The sequence below is a fragment of the Asticcacaulis sp. P2_B1 genome (assembly GCF_056404915.1).
The window spans coordinates 117416-141386 of sequence record NZ_JBFUDD010000011.1 but is presented as its reverse complement, the minus strand read 5'-3'; the positions used below and the strand labels follow the sequence as shown (position 1 = coordinate 141386).

The window sequence follows — 23971 nt, the reverse complement described above, 5'->3', positions numbered from 1 at the left end:
CCTGTTTAGGCCTTCAATCAGCCCGCTACCGGCGGCAGGACCAGGGCCGTGCGCAGGCCGGGGCCCTTGCCGTCGAAGACGCCCGGACCTTCGTCAATGACCAGCCGGCCCTTGTGCGCCACGGCGACGGCGTCGACCATGGCCAGGCCCAGCCCCACGCCCGGCAGGGTGCGGCTGTTTTCCAGGCGGACGAAACGCTCGGCGATGCGGGCACGATCCTTTTCGGGCACGCCCGGCCCGGTGTCGGTGATCGAAAACTCGATCTCGCGTTGCGAGGTGCGGCGCAGGCGGAAAGTGACGCCGCCGCCTTCGGGGGTGTATTTGATGGCGTTGTCGAGCAGATTGGCCAGGGCCTGGGCGAGGAAGTCGCGATTGCCGTGGCATTTCACGCCCTGCTCGATTTCCGATTCGAACTCCAGCCCCTTGTCCGATGCCACGGCCTCGAACAGTTCCGCCATATCCTCGGCCAGGGGCGTGGCGTCGAACATGACCTGGTCCGGCGCCTGGCCGGCCGCCTGGAGGCGCGAAATGGCGAAGACGGTCTGGAAGGTGCGTAACAGCTGATCGGTCTCTTCCAGCGCCTTGGCGAGGGCATCATGGGCCTGGGACGGATCCTTCTCGACATCGAGCAGGGAGATTTCCAGCTTGGTGCGCAACCGCGACAGGGGCGAACGCAGGTCGTGGGCGATGGCGTCGCCGGCGTATTTGAGATTGCCCATGGTTTTTTCCATGCGCGCCAGGGTCTGATTGATGCGCATGGACAGGGCGTCGAACTCGTCACCGGAATCGCGCACGGCGATGCGCGCCTTGAGATCGCCCTCCTGGACCTGGGTCAGGACATTGGTGACGCGCTGGACCGAGCGCGAGACTTCCTGGTTGATCAGGGTGCCGGCGAACAGACCGAGGATAATGACCAGGACGCCGCCGCCGAGGACCGCCTTGACCTCCTGCTGGAAGCCATGGTCGGCAAACGACATGTCCATGGCGACATAGATATAGAAATTGTCGTCCAGCCGCACGGCGCGACCCTGGAAGCGGCAGCAATTCTTGGGGTCGTTGGGCGATGGCGAGAAGAAGCTCAGCGACACTTCCTTCTGGCCCGAGGTCAGAGGCTTCAGGCTGGCGCGCATGACCGCGTCGGGCAGCGGCTTGCCCTCCATGCGGCCGCGCATGTTTTGCGCCAGGACCTGGCCGGAATTGTCGAAGATGCCCTTGGCAAAGACCCATTCGACGGCGTCGTCATTGAGGATGCGGGCGACGACGGCGGCGTGGCCCTGGTCGGCATCGAGCTGCTGATACATCTTCATGCGGGCGTCGATGGCGACATTGCCCCAGGCCCGCGATTCGGTGCTGGTCGCCAGGTAAACATAGCCGAAGACCAGGGCCGCGACGAAGACATAGACGCACAGAAAGACGAGCGTCAGGCGAAACGGCGTCTGACGGAAAAAGGTCGGCTTGAACACGGCCATGCTCAGCAGGTCGAGCCGGCGGGCCGGTTTTTTACGCGAAGCTTGAACAGCGAGTTTCGCCATGTTCGAAAACTATATCCTCAATGCGCGCGGAATGGAGGTAAGGAAGACACCCCACCACCACGCCCTCCGGGCGCGGTCCCCCTCCCCGGCAAGCGGGGAGGAGCACAATTTTTTTGAACCTCCCCGCTTGCCGGGGAAGGGGACCGCACGACGAAAGCGCAGCTTTCTAGATGCGGTGGTGGGGTGGAGAACATCCCCTATGCCTTTAACTGATAGCCTTCACCGCGGACCGTATGCAGCATCGGGCGATCGAAGCCCTTGTCCAGCTTGGAGCGCAGGCGCGAAATGTGGACGTCGATGACATTGGTCTGCGGATCGAAGTGATAGGCCCAGACCTTCTCCAGCAGCATGGTGCGGGTGACGCTCTGGCCGACATGGCGCATCAGGAATTCGAGAAGCTGGAATTCACGCGGCTGCAGGTCGATCAGGGTGGTCTGGCGCTTCACCTGACGCGAGATCAGGTTCATTTCGAGGTCTCCGACGCGCAAGATGGTTTCGACCTGGTCCTTGTCCTTGCGCCTTGCCAGGGCCTCGACACGCGCCAGCAATTCGGTCAGGGCATAGGGTTTGACGAGATAGTCGTCGGCGCCGGCGCGCAGACCCGACACACGGTCTTCCAGTTCGCCCAGCGCACTCAGGAACAGGACCGGCACGTCGACGCCCTCGCCGCGCAATTGCTGCAGCATGGAGACACCGTCCATGACCGGCATCATGCGGTCGAGGATGATGACGTCGGGCATGTTTTCCTTGACGGCCGCCAGGCCCTGGACGCCGTCGCCGGCGAGCCGCGCCTCGATCCCGGCATCTTTCAAACCACGCTGCATGTTGAGCGCGGCTTCGACATCATCCTCGACGATCAGAACCTGCATGAACGACTCCTCTAAATTCCGATTTTTCTTACCGCCTAAGCCGGTGGGGTGAGTCGAAAAGTGTCGACTTTTAAGACCCGGAGCGGAGCCTACAGAGAGTAGGCGAGCAACGGAAGCTTAAAAGATGGCGCTTTGCAGACCACCCCGGCGCGCTTAGGCGCAAGAAAAAAGGCATAACCTAAGTCATGCCTTCTTTCCCGTTAAATTTTCGCAACCGAATGCGGAAGCTTATTTCGCAGCCTTGTCTTTCAACGGCAAGGGCAGCGGAACATTGCGGCCGTCACGGTTGATCAGCAGCAGGATGCTGGGGCGATTGGCCTTCTTCAGGTCGGCGACGATGCCGGCGAAATCGGCCTGGGTCGAAACCGGACGATTGTCGGCGCGAACGATGACGTCACCGGGCTTCAGGCCGATGTCGGACGCATCCGAATTGTCTTCGATGTCGGTGATAACGACACCGGTGACCGCGGGATCGAGGCCGAAGGCCTTGCGGGCATCCGGGGTGATCGCGCCGACGCTGAGGCCGATGACCGGCGAACCGGCGCTGGAGGAAGAGCTGCTGGACGTGCTACCGCCGCCACCGGCGCCGAGCTTGGCCAAGTCATCTTCCGACGGGCGCAGGGCCGCGGAAATGACCAGCGGCACGATCTTGCCGTTGCGCATGACAGTGATATTGACCTTTTCACCGACCTTGACGTCGGCAATGCGGCGGGTCAGGTCCGTCGGGTTCTTGACATCGGAACCGTTGACCGTCTTGACGATGTCACCGATCTGGACGCCGGCGCTGTCGGCCGGACCGCCCTTGGTGGTATCGGAAATCAGCGCGCCGCTGAGATCGGTGATGTTCAGACTTTCGGCGATATCGTCGGTGACCGGCGAAATGGTGACGCCGATATAGCCGCGCTGGATGGAGACACCCTTCATCAGCTGGGTCGTGATCTTTTCAGCGACATCGGCCGGAATGGCGAAACCGACGCCGGCATTGGCGCCCGAGGGGGTCACAATGGCCGTATTGATGCCAACGACGCGGCCGTAGAGGTCGAACGTCGGACCGCCCGAATTGCCGCGGTTGATGGCGGCGTCGATTTGCAGATAGTCGACATAGTCGGCGCCCGAATCCTTCAGGTCGCGGCCATAGGCCGAAACAATGCCGGCCGTGGCGGTGTTCGAGAAGTTGAAGGGGTTACCGACGGCGATGACCCAGTCACCGACGCGCGGCTTGTGTTCCTGCTCGAACTTGACGAACGGGAAGTCAGTGCCTTCGACCTTGAGCACGGCCAGGTCGGTGGCGACATCGCGCCCGACGACGGTGGCTTTCAGTTCCTTGTCATTGGTCAGCTTGACGATAATGGAATCGGCGCCGTCGATGACGTGGTTGTTGGTGACGACATAGCCGTCGGCCGAGATGAAGAAGCCGGACCCGGCGCCGCGGACTTCCTGTTCCTTGGGGCTGTCGCCGTCATCCTGACCCGGGAAGCTGAAGCCCGGCAGGTTGGGGATGCCGGTATCGATCTTCATCTTGCCCTTGGTCTCGATCGAGACAACGGCCGGCGATACGCGCTCGATCAAGTCGGCGAACGACATCGGTGCGCCGTTGGGCGGCTTCACCGGCGTCAGGTCGGCCGTTTTGATCAGCTGAGCGCCGTCATAACCCTGGCCGATATGACCGACGTGACCGGTAATGGCGGCAGCGGCAACACCCGCGCCCAGGGCCAGACCGGCCACCGCACCGACAACAGCGGAGCGGTTTTTCAACAAAGCCTTGAAATTCCAGTTCCCCCAAGAATTCATATTCCCCATCTGTACTTACCTTTTGCGTCCTAATAAGCGTGTTACGCTGTCAACTCAGACTATCTGAGCGCTTCGGGGTTTGAATACAACTGGAAACCGCGAAGAAATTTTGACCGTTACAAACTAACCAAAGCCCTGAGGCAAAATCGTGACATCAATCGGTGTTCTTCATGATTTCGCGAAGTTTTTTCTCTTCGGCCACATCGAGTTCATAAGATTTTGATTTCGCTTGCCTTTTGGCCATAGCGAAAAAGACGCCCAGGCCCAGAAACACGATCACGGGCGGCAGCAACCACAGAATGAGGTTGCCGGCGGAAAGACGCGGCCGAAAAAGAACATAATCGCCGTAGTGATCGTAGAGGGTTTTGCGAATTTCGGCGTCGCTTTGGCCGGCCTTGATGCTGTCGCGGATTTCGCGGCGCATGTCGCCGGCGATCTGAGCGTCGGAATCGGCGATGTCCTGGCTCTGGCACTGGACGCAGCGCACCTCGGTAAAAAGGTGCTGGGCGCGGGCTTCGTCACGGGCGGGATCGGCGTGGGCAGAAGATGTGCAGAGCAAGGCGAACAGAAGGAGTCCGAGCCCCCTTCTCCCTCTTTGCAAGCCTTTAGGCTCGCAAGGGAGGAGATAGCTAGTGTATCCGTGTTTATCCGTGTTCATCCGTGGCTAAACCTTCTTTTCGCGCAAAGGCTTCGCCGCGCTGGCCTTGACGGCGACACCGAGACGCAGGCGACGGTCGCTCAATGACAAGACACCGCCGAGCGCCATCAGGAGCGGCCCGAAGAAGATCAGGCGCACCCACGGATTATAGAAAAACCGCACTTGCCAGGCCTGAGACCCGTCGGCCGCAACCTGCGGCTCAGCCATCAGGACATAGAGATCGCTGAGTGGCTGGAAACACAGCCAGACCTTGCTCTGGACTTCGCTGGAGGCCGGGTAGAAGCGGCGTTGCGGCCGCGGTTCGCATACCGTCTTGCCGCGGTTATCACTGAGTGTAAATGTCCCACCCTGGGCGTCGTAATTCTTGCCGGCCTGGCTGTAGAGACCGTCGAATCTCAGACTGTAGCCACCCAGCTCGACCGTATCGCCGGGCTTCATCGCCTGCATGACGCTCAGGCGATCGTGGCTTTCGACGACGGCGCCAAGGACGAACAGCCCCATGCCGATATGGGCCAGGATCATGCCCCAGGTCGCCAAGGGCAGCGACCAGATGCGCATGATCTTAAAACCCGCTTTTTCCGCCAGAGTTTTGGCGGTACCCGCAATCAACCAGAAACCGACCAGCAGGCCGATGAAATATTCGACCTCGCTCAGCAGGGACGGTCCCTTGTGCATCAGCAGGGCGACGGCGGCTGCCAGGGCAGCGACACCAAAGGCCAGGGCCAGGCGTTGCAGCACGCCTTTCAGGTCGGCGCGTTTCCACGCCATCAGCCCGGAAATCGGCGCGATTAGCAGGGCCGCCACCATGATCGGGACGAAGACCATCAGATAATAGGGCGCGCCGACCGACATGGTCTTGTTGAACAGGGCCTGCATCAGGATGGGATAGAGGGTGCCGAGAAAGACCGAACACAGGGCCGCAGAAATCAGCAGGTTGTTGAGGACCAGCGAGGCTTCGCGCGACACCGGCGCAAACAGGCCGCCCGGCGCCAGTTCCGGCGCGCGCACGGCAAACAGGGCGAAACCGGCGCCGGCCGTGACGAACAGGATGGTGGCCAGCAGGATGCCGCGTTGCGGGTCGACGGCGAAGGCATGGACCGAGGTCAACAGGCCCGAGCGCACCAGGAAGGCGCCCATCATCGAGAAGGTGAAGGCCAGCAGACCCAGGAACACCGTCCAGGCCTTCAGGCTGTCGCGCTTTTCCATGACGATCGCGCTGTGCAGGAGTGCGGTCGCCGCCAGCCAGGGCATGAAGGAGGCGTTCTCGACCGGGTCCCAGGCCCACCAGCCGCCCCAGCCCAATTCGTAATAGGCCCAGAAGGCGCCGAGCGTAATGCCGACGGTCAGGAAGCTCCAGGCCAGCAGCACCCATGGCCGCACCCAGCGCGCCCAGGCGCGGTCGAGCCGGCCCTCGATCAGGGCCGCTATGGCGAAGGAGAAGACGACGGAAAAGCCGACATAGCCCATATAGAGCATGGGTGGGTGGAAGGCCAAGGCCGGGTCCTGCAGGGCCGGATTGAGCGATTGTCCCTGGACGGGCGCATCGATCAGCCGACCGAGCGGATTGGAGCTGAACAGGGTGAAGCCGACAAAGGCCGCGCCCAGCAAGCCCTGAACCCCCAGGGCCTTATGGCGCAGCGAGGCCGGCAGGCCTTGCCCGCGCAGGGTGATCATGGCGCCGTAAACCAGCAGGATGGTGCACCACAACAGCATCGAGCCTTCGTGCGAGCCCCAGGCGCCGGAGATCTTGTACAATAACGGCTTGTCGGTGTTGGAATGCTCGGCGACATTGACGATCGAAAAATCGGAGCGAATGAAGGCGAAGACCAGAATGGCGAAAGATGCCAAAATGGCGACAGCACCGGCCAGGGACACGCCTTCGCTGTAACGCGCCAGGCCGCGCCAGCCCTTGACCTGACCGGCGGCAACGAGGGCCGCCTGAGCCACGCTCAGGCTGAAAGCCAAAACCGAGCAGAAGGTACCGATTTCGTCGATATGGATCATGCGCGCGCCATCATTGGAACGGCTTTTGCGGTGCGGCGGATTGCGTCATGCCCGATTCCGGGCGCCATTCGCCCTGTTCCTTCAGGGCCTTTTCGACGTTTTTCGGCATGTATTTCTCATCATGTTTGGCCAGGACCTGGGTGGCGCGCACCGTCGTGGCGCCGGTGACATTACCTTCGCACACGACACCCTGGCCTTCGCGGAAGAGATCCGGCAAATCACCGCGATAGCTGACCGCGATTTCCTTGAGCTTGTCCTGAACGACGAATTGCACCGTGCCGTCCGGCGTCTTGACGATGCTGCCGGGCTTGACCAGACCGCCCAGGCGCACCGTCTTGCCAGTGGCGACACGGGCGTCCAAGAACTGAGCCGGCGTATAGAAATAAACGACCGTTCCCTTGAGCGCATAGAGGCTGAGCGCCACCGCGGCGATCAAAACCGGCGCGGCGATCAGGAAGATGGTCAAACGCCGGCGCGCCTTGGCCGATTTCGGCATAAAGCCCATTACTGGCCTCCCACATTTTCAGCGCCGACCGTGGTCTGCGACCTGGTCACGATATCGGCAATGACCTCAGGGCGATTGCGGTAATGCGCCTGAAGAGTCTTCAGGGCCGCGTCCTTGGCCGCGGTGTCCCCCAGAACGTCATAGGAGCGCAGCAGGCGGGCCCAGCCGTCCGGATTGTCCGGATTGGCTTCCAGCTGCGCCGCCAGACTTTGCACCATGCCGCGGATGCGCGACTTGGTCGCCGCGTCGGCGGATTGGGCCATACCGGCCTCTTGCAGCGCCTTTTCGACCTGAGTGCGGCTGGGGTCGTCGGGCGTCATGACATCGAGCGCCGCCTGGTAATGCCCGCGCGCCTCATCATAACGGCCCTGGGCGACGCCCATATTGCCAAGATAGTAGTGGGCCCGCGCGTCTTTCGGATCGAGCGCCAGGGCCTGCTCGAAGGCCTTTTGCGCGTCCGTGCTGCCGTTCCCCTTGGAAACGAAGGTCAAGGCCTCGCCCAGTTCGGACCAGGCGCGGAAGGTCTCGGGCGACAGCTTGCGCGCCGTCTCGTAATCCTTGGCGCCAGCATAACTGTTGCCCGCCATCATGTCGATACGACCGAGGAACTCCCAATAGGCCGGGCTATTGGCGTTTTCCACCGCGCCTTGACGCAAAACAGCCGCCATGGCCTGGGGCGGCAGGCTTTCCGGGTCGGTTTTGGCAATATGTGTCCAGGCCTGCAAACGTTGCTTGTAGGGCTGATCGGCAAGAGACGGGTGGCCGACAAAGAGATAGAGCCCGAAGGTCAGACCGGCGACCAGGACAATGGCGACCATGGCGTAAACGGGTTTCAGCGCGCCGGTCTCGGCGCCGCCGGCTTCGCTGGCCTTCAGCAGGGCGCGCGCCGCCTCGACCTGTTCTTCGTGTGCCGCGTCGGCGTCGATATCGCCGCGCGCCAGCCGGCGTTCGATATCGGCGACAAAGCCGGCATAAAGCGCCTTTTCATGCGCCAGTTCAGCCCGCCGCGGCGCGAACCGCAGCCACAGGGCGGCGATGGCGAGCATGAGAGCGCTGATCAGGACACAGATGACGGTGAGAAACAGCATGGGGCCTCAAATAGACCATTTCGGGCCGATGCCAAGGGTTTATACCAGCTGAAACGGCTGGGCGCCCGTTTGTATTAGCAGCTCAAGCCACGTTCTTCGAGGGCTTCAGCAGGTCCGAAGACGCGACTCTTCGCCGCGCCGTGTGCGCCTTTTCTTCACCCAGCAGGGCTTCCATCATGTCGGTGACCATTTCGAAGAACTGCATCAAGGTGTCGGCGTCGAACGGCTCATCGCCATTGGCCATGCTGAGCAGTTCCTCGAAATAGCTGTCGAGCATGCCTTCGATCGATTGCACCGTGCGGGAATGCAGGGCGGCGAAACCGCCCGCGGTGGCCGTGTTGCGCACCTGTTTGATGAATTTCAGCGTCTGACGGGCGCGCAGGACGACCTCGTCCGACGGCGGCTTGTCGAGGCGCGGTGTTTCCTTCTTGACGCGGCCGTAGACGCGTTCCGATTTCATCGGCAGGGCGTCGTCGATGACACGTTCGGCGCCACGCAGTTGGGCTTCGACCAGTTCGGCGATCAGTTTGTGGGCTTCGCCGACGCGCTTGCCCCATGGCCCTTCACGGGCCAGTTCGATGAAGTGCTCGAACGACTGAAGCTGGCTCAGGCTCTGGCCGACGCGCTCGCTGGCCAGGCCGAGATCGGCGCATTGGCGGTGGCGATTGCCCATGAAGAGCTTGAGGTCCTTCAGATTATCCTCGATATGGTCGAGAATGCGCGTGCCGAAATCGGCCAGTTCCGACTGCGCCAGGAAGCGGTCGTTGGGACGGTCGGACACGGTAGCGACGAACTTGACGATCTGGGAGCCGTCTTCGAGATTGGCGAACAGCAATTCCAGCAGGCGATAACCGCCCTCGACATCGATGGCACAGGCGTCGCCGAACATCAGCCGCATGGCCGCGGCCTTTTCGGCATCGATCCGCCCCATCAGGCTGGGCAGTTTGGCCAGGGCATGGCGTGAAATCCGGTGCAGGTCGAGATAGTTGGCGAATTCAGCCAGGACAACGCCATCTCCCTGGCTCGCCTTGGCCGGAAGAATTTCTTCAGGACATTGGCGAATCAACTGGGCAGCGGCCGTGACCAGGCGAAAAAACACAACCGGCGTCGGGTCTTCTGTGCGCAGGCCGCGCAGCGCGTAACGCGACTGCTTGTAAAGTTCCGGCTCGAAACGTTCCAGCGCGGCCCAGATACGATCGATGACCCACGGCGCGAAGGTAACGCCGCGCAGGCCGTCGGCTCGCGGCTGAAACATGGGCAGGAAGGGCGCGAAGACGGCTTCCTTGACGTGACGGAATTCGAGTTCGACACTGATCAGCTCACGGACCTGGATCAGGGCTTCGTCCTTGGTCAGGCCGAGCGCCAGTTCCAACGAGCGCAGGGACGATTGCGGCAAGGCCTTGGCCAAGCCCCGGATCATATCCAGACGCTTTTCAGACACCACGCCCATGACCGTGTTACGACACCTTTAAACGAACCATACCTCGAATTTGGTATGATTAGGCAATTCTGGTTAATATTCTCTAACGGCCCGTTCCGGCCACTTGCCTGAGGTAGTATGGTACGTGTTTGAATTTTCAGGAAAATATGAACTGATGTCGCCTTGGACAGCGTTCACAGCTTCGTGCTGAAATCGCTTGCAACGCTCAACCTAGATGGTCTGGTTGCCCGGCAGCCGCGCCACGACTTTTAATCCGCCAAGCGCCGACCGTTCGAACCTGAGCAGGCCGCCATAGGCGCGCACCAGCTCGTCGACGATCGACAGGCCCAGGCCCGACCCCGGTACGCTTTCGTCGAGACGGGCTCCGCGTTTCAGGACCTCGTCGAAGCGCGCCTCGTCGAGGCCCGGGCCGTCGTCCTCGATGCTGAGCATCAGGCTTTGGTCGGCGGGGGCGAATTCGGCCAGGATGCGGACCTTGTGCTTGCACCAGATACAGGCGTTTTCGAGCAGATTGCCGGCGATTTCCTGCAAATCCTGGCGCTCGCCGCGGAAGCTGAGGTTTTCCGGCGCCCGCCAGTCGATGATGACATCCTTGTCGCGGAAGACTTGCTCCAGCATGACGGCCAGTTCGTCGAGCACCGGCTCGACCGGCGTGCGCTCGCCCATGGCCTGGGAACGCGCCGCCGCCCGCGCCCGGCGCAGATGGTGATCGACCTGGGCCCGCATGGTCTCGGTCTGTTTGCGCACGGTCTCGGGCAAGGCGCCTTCGGTATCACCGGCCGAAGTCAGGAGGACGGACAGCGGTGTTTTCAGGGCGTGAGCCAGGTTGCCGACATGCATGCGCTGGCGTTCGACCACATCCTGGGCATAGTCGAGAAAGGCGTTGATCTGGGTCGCAACAGGCGTAATTTCCGCCGGATAGGTCTTGAGCAGGCGCTGTTGCTCGCCGCTCTGGATATGAGCGATTTCATCGGTCAGGTCGAACAGGGGGCGCAAGCCGACACGGACCTGGAAATAGATGGCCGCCAGGGAGCCCAGGGCCAGCAGGATCAGGGCGCCGGCCGTCAGCAGGGCGAAGTTCTGTACGTCCTTGTCCATCGAACTGCGGTCTTCGGCGGCCATGAAGACATAGGCGCGGTTGTTGATCATGGAATAGATGACGGCGACGCGTAACGGTTCGTTGGCGGGGCCGTAGCCGTCATAATAGGCGCTGGTGCCGGAATGTTTCCGGGCGTCGTTGAGCATGTCGGGCGGCAGGTTGAGACGTGCATTCCACAACGACCGCGAGGCCGTCACCGGATCGACCATCGCGCCCTTGGCGTCGACCTCGCTGACCTGCCAGTAGAGGCCGGAATGGAAGAGCCGCGAACGCGTATCTACAAAGGCCGAGGTATCGATTGTGCCGTCCGGGTTGACGTCGGTCACCGAGAACAGATTGTCGGCGAACTGACCGACTCCGCTTTCGAAGCGATGCAGGGCTGCCTGATGGAAATAGGCGGTCAGGCCGATGCCGGTGATAACCAGGGCGAAGATGAACCACAGGGACGCCAGGCGGATCAGCCGCCCGACCAGGGAGTTGCCCGATACGATCCGTCGCCAGGCCGCGGCAAGCCCAGACCGCGGCGTCACCGACCGCTGTGTCACAGATCGTCGACCTCGCCATGCAACGGCTTCAGGCGATAGCCCAGGCCACGCACGGTTTCGATCCGGTCATTGCCGATCTTCTTGCGCAACCGGCCCATGAAGACCTCGATGGTGTTGGAGTCGCGGTCGAAATCCTGGTCGTAGAGGTGTTCGACCAGCTCGGTGCGCGAAATGACACGCGCCTGATGCATCATCAGATAGTGCAGCAGGCGGTATTCCAGCGAGGTCAGGCGCAAGGGTTCGCCATTGACGCTGGCCCGGGCGGCACGGGGATCCAGACGCACGCCGCCGCACACCAGCATGGGCTGGGAATGGCCGGCGGCGCGGCGGACCAGGGCGCGCAGGCGCGCCAGCAGTTCTTCGGTGTGAAACGGCTTGGTGAGATAGTCGTCGGCGCCGGCGTCGAAACCCGACACCTTGTCGCTCCAGGCGCCGCGCGCGGTCAGGATCAGGACCGGAGTCGACTTGCCGTCGCGACGCCACTTTTCCAGCACCGATACGCCGTCGATCTTAGGCAGGCCGAGATCGAGAATGATGCAGTCATAGGGCTCAGTGTCGCCGAGGAAGTGGGCTTCCTCGCCATCTGGCGCGTGATCGACGACATAGCCGGCGTCGCTGAGCGAGGCCTTGAGCTGACGCGACAGATCGGGATCGTCTTCGGCTAATAGAATTCGCATAAGCGCTTTCCAAAAAGTGTCCGCACTTTTGGATGAAAAAGCGCGACAAAACAAACAATAAAATTGTGAGCGACCGAAGGTCAGCTCGCGGGTTTATCTTTCTCCGATAATGCGGCCGGAATTGACATCGACGAGCAAATCGACTCGCCCATGGTCAGTCGCGACCCGCACCCAGAAGATAGACCCGCCCTGCGGCCCGGCGTCAAGCACTCGTCCGCGGCTGGAGGCGATGGCGATCGCCTGATTGATGCGGTTATCACGCTGCTCACCGCCGCCACGGCCATTATTGCCCTGGCCGTTATTGCCGCGATTACCCTGATCGTTGCCGTTATCGCGATCGTCACCGCCGTGATGTTTGCGATCCGGACCACCGAAGGCGACCTTCATGATGACAGCTGCCATATCGTGGGCAGGCGGGGCTTCACGAGAAAGCATGGGCTGGGCTTGCGCCCCCAAGGGAAGGGCGATCAAGGCAGCACAGACAAGGGGCAATATCTGTTTCATAACGTCGTTTATAAGGTCCCGGACCTGAACCTTAGCTGAACGGTTCGCTTAGAAAAAGAAATATTGCTGGTTAACGCTTTCGCGCCGATGCGGTCGGCTGATATGGCGCCTTGTCGCGCCAGCGTTCCATCAGACTCATCATATCGGCATATAGATCGGCCGGCATGCCGTCGGGCAACTTGTCCGGCATGGCCAGCACGATGTGGGCAAAGAGATCGCCGCGCGCGCCGTCCTTGCCGTCCAGGGCGCCCCGCCCCTTCAGCCGCAGAATGGCGCCGGAATTGGAGCCCTTGGCCAGGTTGACACTGACCGGCCCGTCGGGCGTCGGCGCCTGGACCTTGCCGCCCAGCATGGCGTCCGGCAGCGAGACATAGAGGTCCATGTGCAGGTCGTTGCCGTCCATGCGGAAGATGGGATGCGGTTTCAGCTTCAGTTCGACCAGGGCATCGCCATGCGGTCCGCGCCCGGACGGCGACGGCGCCCCCTGCCCTTTCAGGCGCAGGGTTTGGCCGTCTTTCGAGCCTTTGGGGATATTGATATCCAGCGTCCGGCCGTCCGACAGGACGACCCGGCGGGTATTGCCGACAATGGTGTCGAGCAGGTCGATCTCGACCTTGATCTTGAGATCGGCGCCCTTGGCCGGCGCGCCGCCGCCAAAACCGCCGAAGCCACCGGAACGGCGCGCCCCGGCACCGGCGCCGCCACCACCGAACATGTCCATGATGTCGTCGATATCCATGCCTTCGAAGCGCGCACTGGCACCACCACCGGCGCCGAAGGGTGAGCCACCGGGGCGGCCGCCGAAGCCTCCGGCACCACCGCCGCCATTGAAGCCACGATAGATTTCGCGCCCGTCGGCATCCATTTCACCGCGGTCGAACTTCTTGCGCTTGTCAGCATCTTTCAGAAAGTCGAAGGCCGCGCTGACACGCTTGAAGCGCTCCTCGGACACCTTGTTGCCGGGGTTCTTGTCGGGGTGCAGCTCTTTGGCCAGCTTGCGGAAAGCCTTCTGGATATCGGCGTCGCTGGCGTCGCGCTTGACGCCCAGTTCCTGATACGGATCACCTGCCACTGATACACAATCCTCCTGAACAAGAGGTGTGCTCTACAAGTAATCGATTCAAGAGGCAAGCGGCGCGGGCGCCGGTTTGGCGGCGCTTAAAAGTCCCGTTCGCGCACGACCACGATGGTGACACCGAAAATGGCCATGGCGACGGCAAGGGTCAGGGCAGTGATGGTCAGGGCGATCATGGCGCGGGCACTCGAAAATGGCGGGAGGACCGTCGCAAACTGCCCACAAAATCATAAGCGCGAAACGGCTAAAAGGTCGCACAAAATCAAAGGACTATAAGGCGATAGGGTTAGCCCCGCGTTTACCTTGCGCCGTTTATCTTCCGCCGACGCCGAGGTACTTGCCGAACCAGGCCGCCGTGCGGTCGCTCAGATCCTTGACGTGTTCGGGCGCGCGGATGCCGTGACCTTCGCCGTCATAGATGACCAGCGACGTCTCGACGCCTATGGCCTTCAGGCCGTGCCAGAATTCCATCGATTGCGGCGCCGGGCATTCGACGTCGCGTTCACCGACATAGATGAAGGTGGGCGTGGTCGCGTCCTTGATCGTGCGGATCGGCGACAGCTTGTCATAGATCGCCGGGTCGTCATAGAAGGAGGCGCCGAAGAACGGAATCATCCATTGATCGATGCCGTTTTCACCGTAATAGCTCGACCAGTTGGCGATACCGGCGCCGGCGACCGCCGCCTTGAAACGATGCGAGTGGGTCACCGTCCACATGGTCATGAAACCCCCGTAGGAATGGCCCATGATGCCGAGGCGCGCTTCATCGACCGTCGCGACCTTTTCCACCGCATCGATGCCCGACATGATGTCGCCCAGATCGGCGCCGCCGAAGTCGCGGATATTGGCGCGTGTGAAGGCTTCGCCCTGACCATAGGAGCCGCGTGGATTGGGCTGGAAGACATAATATCCTGCATTGAGCAGTTCAACGGCGGCGCCTTGCGGAGTAAAGCGCGGTGTCACCGCCGACGCCGGGCCGCCGTGAACGATGGTGACCATGGGATAGGTCTTTTTAGGATCGACGCCGGCTGGAATCATCAGCCACCCCTGGACATCGAAACCGTCGTGCTGCCAGGTCACGCTTTTCGTGCTGTAGGTCAGTTTGACGGCGTCGTTATCGTGGGTGACGGCCGTCATGGCGCCCAATGGGCCAGCCTGGATCTGCTGTGCCGTTGTGAAGCCTTCGACGACGCCGGCCGCGGTCTTGCCATCGGCGCTGACGGCGATGCGCGCGTCGCCGGCCGAGGTCGAGACCTCGCCGTGCGACAGGACGGTGACCTTGCCGTCATTCAGGCTCGCCACACCGGTCTCCCCACCCAGGATAACAGTGGCGACGACGCCGGTTTTGGTGACCGCCAGGCTGCTGAAAGTGCCCTTGTAATCGGGCGTTACATTCACCGGTTCACCACCCGCCAAGGGAACGCTGTAGATATCGCCGCCGACCGGTCCGAAATCGCTCATCAGCCCGCCGATGAACAGGACGGTCTTGCCGTCGGGGGCGACGCGCGGAAAATTCAACTGCATCTTCGGCGCGGCGATAACGCGTTCGGAACCGTCGAGACCGAAGGCTTCCAACTTGGCCGTCCACCAGTTGTTGTCGCCATCGCCCTTGGCCGCCGTGGCGACGAAGCCCGTGCCGTCGGGCATCCAGTCATATTCATAAACCCAGGTATCTTCCGGGGTGACCAGTTTCAAGCCGCCGGTGGTGATATCGACGATCCCGACACGCTGCTCATCGGTGCCTGAAGAGAGGCCGATTTCACCGACCTGACGGGCGCCGGCCTGGGTGGCGCCGACCTGTTTGTGAGCGCCGACCACCACCTGCAAGGCGATCGACTTGCCGTCCGGCGACCAGCGCGGACGGTCGGCAACCCCGGTTACCGTGGTGAGGATACGCGTCTTGCCGTTGGCGGCAAGATAAAGCGTTACGGTACCGGCCTTGGCGTCGGCGGCGATAAAGGCCAACGATTTGCCATCGGGAGACCAGGTCGGGTCACTGTAGCGGCAAGCGCCGCAAGGATCGAGCTGCCCCTGAACGGCGCCGGCAAGATTGCGGACCGTCACGACGCCATGGGGTAGCCCTTGGGAATTAAGGGGGGCACTCGTCTCGACCGTTACCATGGTTGTGCCGTCGTTGGTAAGGCTCAAGCCTTCATATTTGTGCAGGACGACGGGTTGCGCCTGCAGGACAGCGGCGGCAAGAGCGGCGGTAACAAACATGAAAACCTCGGCAAGGAGCGGCGAAATGTGCCGCACCTTTGCCGATTTATCTAAAGGTTACAAGAGATACTTATCTTCAATCCGGGCGGCGCCCCGACGGCGGGCCGTTGCTCTTGCCAGGCGCACCTGGAGATCAAGGATTAGTTGTCGTGGTGACGGTGATGGTGTCCGCCTCCGTCGTGATCGCCATCGCCGTCATGGTCACCGTGGTGCCAGTCGCCGCGATTGTGGTGACCGTGATAATCGTAGTCGTCATAGGCGCAGCCCGCGACCATCAAGAGGGCAGCAGCGGAAACCATCAGTAGGGCCAGCTTTTTCATTACTATGTCTCTTTCTTCCCCGGACGCCACCAATCTCGTCCCATGGACCTGAACGGGCCATGAACGCGTTAAGCTTATGCCGGCAGCCATAAGGAAGGTAGATGGGTGTCAACCACCGGCATCAAGGGCATGTAAGGAAGGTCGGAGCCCCAAAAGGCAAAGCCGGAGCGACCAAACTGCGACATGTGTCGACAGTCAATCATCTCCGGCTTCAATTACCTTTGAGTTTCATCTCGTGGGCAAGCTGAGCATGCGCCTTTGGACATAAGGAACAAACGAGAAAAGCGCGCGGAAATATCAAAATGCGATAAGAGGAAAGGGTTAATCCTCGAACTCTTCCCAATCGCTGCGATCTTCACTCAAGTCCCAGGCGGCGAAGTCGAGCGCCTCTTCGGGCTCGCTGAGCGCCAGTTCGCTGATCGTCTGGCCGCGGATCGAAACGCCGGCCTTGTGCACGCTTTCACGGTCGCCGGTGATCAGGTGATGCCATTGCGGCAGGGTCTTGCCTTCATGCAGCCGGCGATAGGCGCATGACAACGGCATCCATTCCAGAGCCTCGATATTGTGCGGCGTCAGCTTGATGCAGTCCGGCACGGTCTTCTTGCGATTGGCATAGTCCGAGCAAGCACATTTGTCCGGATCGAACAGCTTGCAATGGACGCGCGTCGGGATGACCTCCATCGTCTCCTCGTCCTCGAAGCGGATCAAACAGCACAGGCCACAGCCGTCGCACAGGCTTTCCCATTCCTGTTCGTTCATCTGTTCGAGAGTCTTGGTTTCCCAGAAAGGCCTGGCCGTCATTGTCGTCTTTCGTCGCTGTCTCGCTTAGTTATCCCTACGCCCCTTAAAATCAACCCTTTTCCAAAAATCACTTTGCATTTGCGAACAAGACGGGCAAAACCCCCGCCATGGCCAAACCCCAAAAAACCACAGCGTCTAAAGCTCCGCTGCTCGCTCTCAAAGACGTCCGCCTGATGGACGGCATGAACCCGCTGTTCGACGGCGTCGATATCGCGCTCGATCGCGGCGTACGCGCCTGTCTGGTCGGCAAGAACGGCGCCGGCAAATCGACCCTGATGCGGTTGATGGCTGGGTTGATCGACGCCGATTCCGGCGATCGTGTCGTCAATTCCGGCGTGCGCTATTCCTTCGTGCTGCAGGAGCCGGAACCGACGGGCGCCACCATCCTCGATTGGGTCATGACCGGCGGCGCCGAACACTACACCGCCGAGGCCGAACTGTGGGCCTTCCAGATCGATCCGCAAACCGCCTGCACCTCGCTGTCGGGTGGGGAAAAGCGCCGCGCCGCGCTGGCCAAAGCCTTTGCCGAAGATCCCGACCTGCTGTTCCTCGACGAACCGACCAACCACTTAGATATTTTCGCCATCGAAACCCTGGAGGATCGGTTGCGCTCGTTCCGCGGCGGGGCGCTGATCGTCTCCCACGACCGGACCTTCCTGGAGCGCACGACCCAGCGCTGCTTCTGGCTCTATGACCGCAAGGTGCTGAAGCTCGACCAGGGCTATGCCGGCTTCGAGCCGTGGTCGGAATCGGTCATCAAGGACGCCGAGGAATCGCTATCGCGCCTGCAAAAGGCCATCGAACGCGAAACCAAGACCTTCTATTCGTCGATAACCGCCCGCCGCACGCGTAACGAAGGCCGCGCCGCACGGCTGAACGCGATGCGCGCCGATGCCGCCTCGCGTCTGCGCGGCCGCGACAAGATGCTGGAAATGTCGATCGATTCCGGCGGCACCTCCGGGCGCCTGGTCGCCGAACTGAAGGGCGTCTCCAAGGCCTTCGGCGACAAGACCCTGCTGACCAAGTTTTCGACCCGCATCATGCGCGGCGACCGGCTGGCCATTGTCGGGCCCAACGGCGCCGGCAAGTCGACCCTGGTCAAGCTGCTTCTGGGTCAGATCCCGGCCGACAGCGGCGAAATCAAGCTCGGGACCAATCTCGAGGTCGCCTATCTCGACCAGGGCCGCGACGCCTTGAAGGGCGACGAGACCCTGTGGGACGTGCTGGCCAATTCAGGTTCCGACTCGATCATGGTCCAGGGCACGCCGCGCCACGTCGCCGCCTATGCCAAGGACTTTCTGTTCCGCGACAACCAGCTGCGCCAGCCGGTCAAGTCGCTGAGCGGCGGCGAGCGCAACCGCCTGCAATTGGCCCGCGCCCTGGCCAAGGCCACCAATATGCTGGTGCTCGACGAACCGACCAACGATCTCGACATGGATACGCTCGACCTGCTGGAAGACATGCTGGCCGACTATGACGGTACGCTCATCCTTGTGTCCCACGATCGCGACTTTATCGACCGCCTGGCAACCTCGACCCTGGCGCTGAACGGCGCCGGCCGTGCCGCCGAAACGCCCGGCGGCTGGCAGGACTTCATCCGCCAAAACCCGGATTTCTTCGCCGAGATTTCGCGCAGCGAGTCGCGCAAGATCGCCGCCGAACCGGTGGCGCCGCCGCCGCCGCCGCCGCCGGCACCCAAGCCGCCGAAAGCCAAGCTCAGCTACAAGGACCAGAAGCGCCTCGACGACCTGGAAAAGCTGATGCCGCAATGGCAGGCCGAGATCAAGGATCTGGAAAAGACGCTTTCGGACCCCAACCTCTATGCTCGGGCGCCCAAGGCCTTCGAGACGACCATGCGGCAATTGGATGCCACGCGGGCGGCCCTGGAAAGCGGCGAGTTGGAATGGCTGGAACTGGAAGACAAGCGCGTCACCCTGGCCGGGTGATGCGGCTTCCGGCCGCATGCAATTTCCACGTGCCTATTAGGTAATATTTAAACCCAATGCCTTAGGATCAAACGGTTGCAACTCGAAAACCGTGCCCGGAACCGTGCCTGAACCTATGTCCTTGCCCCCACGTCGCACCCTGTGCCTGACCGTCAGCGCCCTCGCCTTGCTGGCTGTGGCCTCGCACGCCGGCGCCAGTTCGCCGACCGGCTACCTGACCTGGCAAGGCAAGGCCAATGCCCCACAGCAACAGACTTCCACACCTGTTCCGTCCAACCCGGTACCGCCGTCGCCCTATGGTCAAGTGGGCGATCCGTTCGTCCAGACCCTGAACTGGCCAACCAAATCGCGACCCAATGCGCCATCGCCGCAAGCTCCGGAACAGGCCCAGCAAACTCAGACACAACAGCATCAGACCCTGGCCTCGGTATCCGTCCCTGTGCCTTTGTCGCAGCCGGCGCCCGTCGCCGTCATGCAATTGCCGCCGCCCCCACCACGCGTAACCGTGCCGGCACCGCAGCCGTCCCAGCAGCGCCCCATCGCCCCTGAGCCAGCCGCAGCCCAGCCGGCCGCACCTCAGCCCATGCAACAGCCGGCGCCACGCCAGCAAGCCCCGGCCCAGCCGCAGCCGCGTCCCGTCGCTGTTCAGCCCGCACCCGCGCCGGCGCCCGCACCCGTCGTTGCCGCCGCGCCGGTTCAGCAGCCCCCCCATGCCGATGCTGGTTACCAGGTTCCGGCGACCAGCAAATACGCCGCCCGTATCGCAGCCGCCCGCGCCAACGCCCTGCCGGCGCCGCAGGCCGCTGCGACACCTGTCCCGGCGCCCGCCGCGGCTCAAGCGCCCGCCCCCTCCGTCGCCACCGCGCCCGAACCTGGCGCTTCCATGGCGTCGGAAGAGACCGATCACGTCTTTATCCCGGGCGAACACTATACCGATGCGTCCGACGAACCGCGCTATTACAGCCTGCACCGCCAGTACGGCATCAAACCCGACCCGATCACCGTCGATCATAACGCCACCGGCGCCCTGCTCGACACGACCCATCTCGACGCTCAAGAAAGCAAAGATGACGACTCGTCGTCAGACGACGATTCTGATGCTTCCGATAAATCCGATTCTTCCGACTCCTCTTCATCTGACGACAGCCAGCCGGCCAATTAAGGGTACCGCATGTCTTCTTCCCTCACCCATCTGATCGACCTGGCCAAGGAACCGTCCAGCGCCAAACGCCGCGAGTTGCTACGTGAGGTGACCGGCATTTTCATGGCACGACCGGACGAGGTCACGGGACCGGAAATGGCGCTCTACGACACCGTCATGACCCAGTTGTCGACCGACATGGAAACCGTCGTCCGCGCCGAAATCTCGCAGACCATCGCTTCGGCCCGCAATGCCCCTCTGGGTCTGCTGCGGAAGCTGGCGGTCGACGATATCGAGGTCGCCGAACCCATCCTGACACGCTCCAAGGCGCTGAGCGAAAGCGACCTGATGCATGTCGTCTCGACCAAGGGCCAGGACCATATGCGCGCCGTTTCCAAGCGCGATTCCGTTCCCGAAGCCGTGTCCGGCGTCATCGTCCAGCGCGGCGACGACACCACCTTGCATGCCCTGCTGAGCAATGACGGCGCCCGCCTGTCGCGTGCGTCCAATGAGCAGGTCGTCACCCGCGCCCAGGCCAATCCCGCCCTCCACGAAGTCGTCGTCAACCGGCCGGACATGCCGGTCGATTTGATGAACGACATGTATTTTGTCGTCGAAGCTCGCCTGCGCGAACGCATCATCGCCGAGAACGCCAAGCTCGACCCGGCCATGGTCGAAAGCGCGCTCAGCAAGGGCCGCAACAAGATCGCCATCGCCTATGGCAGCTTCCCGGAAGACTATGAGCGCATCTCCAAGGACGTCGAAGCCCTTCGCAATAACGGCAAACTGACGCCGCAGCTTCTGGCCAAATATATGCGCGACCCGAACCCGACCTGGTTCCTGGTCGCTTTGGCGCAAATGGCGGATATCGACTTCCTGACCGCCAAGCACCTGGTCGAAAAGCGCGAGATCGACGCCCTGGCCATCGCCTGCAAGGCGGCCGGCCTCGACAAGGCGCTGTTCCTGACCTACGCCATGATCATGCTGTCGGATTCGGAAAACGCCATGGGCCGGGCCTCGGAATATGCCCGTCTCTATACCGAACTGCCCCAGGATACCGCCTTGCGCACCATCCGCTTCTGGCGCCTGCGCCGCGCCGAAGGGCACGCCGCTTAATCGCGAATTTGCGTCGCAAATTGCGACTAAGCTTTTTACATAAGCGATACGCGCAAACGTGCGCGGCGGCCGGGCGGCCTTGCCAAAGTTCACGATGAACTTTGGAGATGTCGTCGCAAGCAAGAGAACTCTGCCATATCGCGCCAATCGGAGCGCTCCGAAAGGCCCGCTTGGGATCAGCACAGACGCGGCCTTGCCTTGCGAAAACAGGGTTTAGGGGCCGGTGACCGACGAGGACGGGCAAGTCTTCGGAGCGGTTCAGCCCCCTTTGGCACCCGGCACTTCGAATCAAGCTTTTTAAACTCAAGCGACTGGGCGTTCCCAGTGTGCACATGCTTTGCCATCGCTTTTCATAGCATTATTATACCGTTTACGATCAACCATCCGCCCATTCGGAGTGCGGGTTTTCATTGAAAAAGGCCTCCGCTACTCCGAATCCCCCCATCGGCAAGACCGTCGTCCCCGCCGGTATGCAAAACCCTTCATCATTGATCCTTTATGTCCGACCTCTTTTAATTACGGTGCATCGCCCCGGCGTGGTGCGGGCATAAGGGTGTGCTGACATGGTCATGGCTGGATCTCAGATGACACGTTTGGCGCGCCGCCATGCCTGACTCCGCCGCCGCCTGCGCCTTTGTCACCAGCCTGAAATCGAACGGCGGCGAAACCGGCAAACTGATCGCCGTGCACGAATGGTCGCAAACCACGGCCGGCGCTATCGATACCTGGTCACAGAGCCTGCGTACGGCCGTGGGCATCATGTTGCGCTCGCCCGTGCCGATCGTCATGCTGTGGGGCGAAGACGGCGTCATGCTCTATAACGACGCCTATTCGGTTTTCGCTGGCGGCCGCCACCCCTATCTGCTCGGCTCGAAAGTGCGCGAGGGCTGGCCGGAAGTCGCCGACTTCAACGATCATGTCATGAAGACCTGCCTGGCCGGCGGCACTCTGGCCTATGTCGACCAGGAACTCACACTGCATCGCTCCGGTGTGCCCGAACAGGTCTGGATGAATCTCGACTATTCCCCGATTCCCGATGAGAACGGCCGGCCCGCCGGCGTCATCGCCATCGTTGTCGAAACAACCCGGCGCGTCCTGGCCGAACGCCGCCAACGCGCCGAACTCGACCGGCTGTGGACCCTGTCCGAGGACATGCTAGCGCGCGCCGACTACGATGGCGCTATGTCGGCGGTCAATCCGGCCTGGACCCAGGTGCTGGGCTGGAGCGAACGGGAACTGTTGACCAATCCTTATGCCGACATCATCCATCCCGACAATGTAGCTGCGACTGTCGCTGCCCTGACCCGCATGTCCGAAACCGGCCAACCGACGCGCTTCGAGAACCTGATCCTGGCGAAGGACGGCCAATGGAAGCCGATCGGCTGGACCGTTTCGCCCGAGCCCGACGGCATCAACTTCATTGCTGTGGGGCGCGACCTGACGGAGTACAAGGCGCGTGAAAACGAGCTGATCCACGCCCAGGAGGCCCTGCGCCAGGCGCAGAAAATGGAAGCGGTCGGTCAACTGACGGGCGGCATCGCCCACGATTTCAACAATATGCTGGCCGTTGTCCTGGGCTCGCTGGAACTGCTGGGCCGTCGCGTCGATCCGGATGATGCCCGCGCCAGGCACTATGTCCAGGCAGCGACCGACAGCGCTAAGCGTGCTGCCAACCTGACCCAGCGTCTGCTCGCTTTTTCACGCCAGCAGCCGCTCCAACCCGAGCAGATCGACGCCAATAAACTCGTTGCCGGCATGTCCGATATGTTGCGCCATTCGATCGGCGTCGACGTGCGGCTGGAAACGATCCTCGCCGACGAGCTGTGGCCCGTCGAGGTCGATCCGAACCAGTTGGAAAGCGTCATCCTCAATCTCAGCGTCAATGCCCGGGACGCCATGCCGGGCGGCGGCAAGTTGATTATCGAGACACAGAACGCCGATCTCGACTCACGCTATACCGCTTCTGAACTGGGCGTGCCGGCCGGACAATATGTCCTGATCGCCATCACCGATACCGGCGCCGGCATGACACCCGAGGTCATCGCCAAGGCCTTCGATCCCTTCTTTACCACCAAGGCGGTCGGCAAGGGCACCGGGCTCGGTCTCAGCCAGGTCTATGGGTTCGTCAAGCAGTCCGGCGGCCATATCAAGATCTATTCCGAGGTCGGCCAGGGTTCCAGCATCAGAATCTACCTGCCGCGCAGTATCACTGCCGCCGCCGCGCCCGGGACGGCCGAAGCGACTGAGGATTTGCCAACGAGCCAGCAGCAAGAGGTGATCCTGGTCGTCGACGACGAGCCGGCGGTGCGTCAGTTCAGCGCCGACGCCCTGACCGAGTTGGGTTATCGCGTATTCGACGCCGATAACGCGACGGTGGCGCTCACCATCCTGCGAGCCCACCCTGAAATCGCCATGCTGTTCACTGATATAGTCATGCCCGACGCCAACGGTCGCGTTCTGGCCGATCGGGCGCAGCAGATCCGCCCGGATTTGAAGGTGTTGTATACGACGGGCTATACCCGCGATGCCGTGGTCCATAACGGCGTGGTCGACAAGGGCGTACACCTGATCGGCAAGCCGTTCTCCATCGACGAACTGGCCTCCCGGGTCCGCGAAGTGCTGGACATGGCTTAAGGGCT

The 23971-nt window shown here is 62.0% G+C and carries 19 protein-coding genes; 4 read left to right on the top strand and 15 right to left on the bottom strand.

The annotated features are described in order from the left end of the window. Nucleotides 1–17 precede the first annotated feature (17 nt). The 15 genes from AC1DX3_RS19240 to AC1DX3_RS19170 all read right to left on the bottom strand — a co-directional run bounded on the left by AC1DX3_RS19240 (nt 18) and on the right by AC1DX3_RS19170 (nt 17129). On the bottom strand, nt 18–1532 hold the full coding sequence (locus AC1DX3_RS19240) for a sensor histidine kinase (RefSeq protein WP_476990952.1): 1515 nt from the start codon (nt 1530–1532) through the stop codon (nt 18–20). 197 nt (nt 1533–1729) lie between these two features. Continuing rightward, nucleotides 1730–2401, bottom strand: a complete 672-nt coding sequence (locus AC1DX3_RS19235; protein WP_476990951.1) for a response regulator transcription factor — start codon at nt 2399–2401, stop codon at nt 1730–1732. Nucleotides 2402–2629: 228 nt separating this feature from the next. Beyond that, a complete protein-coding gene (locus tag AC1DX3_RS19230; RefSeq protein WP_476990950.1) occupies nt 2630–4192 on the bottom strand; it encodes a Do family serine endopeptidase in 1563 nt (520 codons plus the stop codon). A gap of 154 nt (nt 4193–4346) precedes the next feature. After that, nucleotides 4347–4850 carry a cytochrome c-type biogenesis protein gene (locus AC1DX3_RS19225; RefSeq protein ID WP_476990949.1) on the bottom strand — a complete coding sequence of 168 codons (504 nt, stop codon included), beginning with the start codon at nt 4848–4850 and terminating at the stop codon, nt 4347–4349. Nucleotides 4851–4856: 6 nt separating this feature from the next. Then, the gene (locus tag AC1DX3_RS19220; RefSeq protein WP_476990948.1) at nt 4857–6854 is read right to left on the bottom strand and encodes a heme lyase CcmF/NrfE family subunit; all 1998 of its coding nucleotides are present in this window, start codon (nt 6852–6854) and stop codon (nt 4857–4859) included. A gap of 10 nt (nt 6855–6864) precedes the next feature. Beyond that, on the bottom strand, nt 6865–7359 hold the full coding sequence (ccmE, locus tag AC1DX3_RS19215) for a cytochrome c maturation protein CcmE (protein WP_476990947.1): 495 nt from the start codon (nt 7357–7359) through the stop codon (nt 6865–6867). After that, complete coding sequence (gene ccmI, locus AC1DX3_RS19210; protein ID WP_476990946.1) at nt 7359–8447, bottom strand: c-type cytochrome biogenesis protein CcmI; 1089 nt, start codon at nt 8445–8447, stop codon at nt 7359–7361. Before ccmI ends, ccmE begins: the two co-directional genes overlap by 1 nt. Nucleotides 8448–8529: 82 nt before the next feature. Next, entirely contained in the window at nt 8530–9867 is a 1338-nt protein-coding gene (locus AC1DX3_RS19205; RefSeq protein ID WP_476990945.1) for a hypothetical protein, read from the bottom strand. A 231-nt stretch (nt 9868–10098) separates the two neighbouring features. Next, the gene (locus AC1DX3_RS19200; protein WP_476990944.1) at nt 10099–11532 is read right to left on the bottom strand and encodes an ATP-binding protein; all 1434 of its coding nucleotides are present in this window, start codon (nt 11530–11532) and stop codon (nt 10099–10101) included. Next, a complete protein-coding gene (locus AC1DX3_RS19195; protein WP_476990943.1) occupies nt 11529–12209 on the bottom strand; it encodes a response regulator transcription factor in 681 nt (226 codons plus the stop codon). The genes AC1DX3_RS19200 and AC1DX3_RS19195 overlap by 4 nt, the downstream gene beginning before the upstream one ends. Nucleotides 12210–12302: 93 nt before the next feature. Further along, nucleotides 12303–12713: a hypothetical protein gene (locus tag AC1DX3_RS19190; protein ID WP_476990942.1), complete on the bottom strand. Its 411-nt coding sequence runs from the start codon at nt 12711–12713 to the stop codon at nt 12303–12305. Between the two features lie 70 nt (nt 12714–12783). Then, nucleotides 12784–13785 carry a DnaJ C-terminal domain-containing protein gene (locus tag AC1DX3_RS19185; RefSeq protein WP_476990941.1) on the bottom strand — a complete coding sequence of 334 codons (1002 nt, stop codon included), beginning with the start codon at nt 13783–13785 and terminating at the stop codon, nt 12784–12786. A gap of 315 nt (nt 13786–14100) precedes the next feature. Next, complete coding sequence (locus AC1DX3_RS19180; RefSeq protein ID WP_476990940.1) at nt 14101–16008, bottom strand: S9 family peptidase; 1908 nt, start codon at nt 16006–16008, stop codon at nt 14101–14103. Nucleotides 16009–16148: 140 nt separating this feature from the next. Next, nucleotides 16149–16328, bottom strand: coding sequence for a hypothetical protein (locus tag AC1DX3_RS19175; protein ID WP_476990939.1), 180 nt, complete (start codon nt 16326–16328; stop codon nt 16149–16151). A gap of 321 nt (nt 16329–16649) precedes the next feature. After that, a complete protein-coding gene (locus tag AC1DX3_RS19170; RefSeq protein WP_476990938.1) occupies nt 16650–17129 on the bottom strand; it encodes a YcgN family cysteine cluster protein in 480 nt (159 codons plus the stop codon). Nucleotides 17130–17236: 107 nt separating this feature from the next. On the opposite strand from AC1DX3_RS19170, the gene AC1DX3_RS19165 reads away from it, so the two are divergent. The 4 genes from AC1DX3_RS19165 (at nt 17237) to AC1DX3_RS19150 (ending at nt 23966) form a co-directional block, all read left to right on the top strand. Beyond that, a complete protein-coding gene (locus AC1DX3_RS19165; RefSeq protein WP_476990937.1) occupies nt 17237–19075 on the top strand; it encodes an ABC-F family ATP-binding cassette domain-containing protein in 1839 nt (612 codons plus the stop codon). 115 nt (nt 19076–19190) lie between these two features. Continuing rightward, complete coding sequence (locus tag AC1DX3_RS19160; RefSeq protein WP_476990936.1) at nt 19191–20237, top strand: hypothetical protein; 1047 nt, start codon at nt 19191–19193, stop codon at nt 20235–20237. A 9-nt stretch (nt 20238–20246) separates the two neighbouring features. Further along, nucleotides 20247–21332 (top strand): DUF2336 domain-containing protein, encoded by a 1086-nt coding sequence (locus AC1DX3_RS19155; protein ID WP_476990935.1) that lies wholly within the window; start codon nt 20247–20249, stop codon nt 21330–21332. Nucleotides 21333–21938: 606 nt separating this feature from the next. After that, the gene (locus AC1DX3_RS19150) at nt 21939–23966 is read left to right on the top strand and encodes a hybrid sensor histidine kinase/response regulator (RefSeq protein WP_476990934.1); all 2028 of its coding nucleotides are present in this window, start codon (nt 21939–21941) and stop codon (nt 23964–23966) included. The last annotated feature ends 5 nt before the right edge of the window (nt 23967–23971 follow it).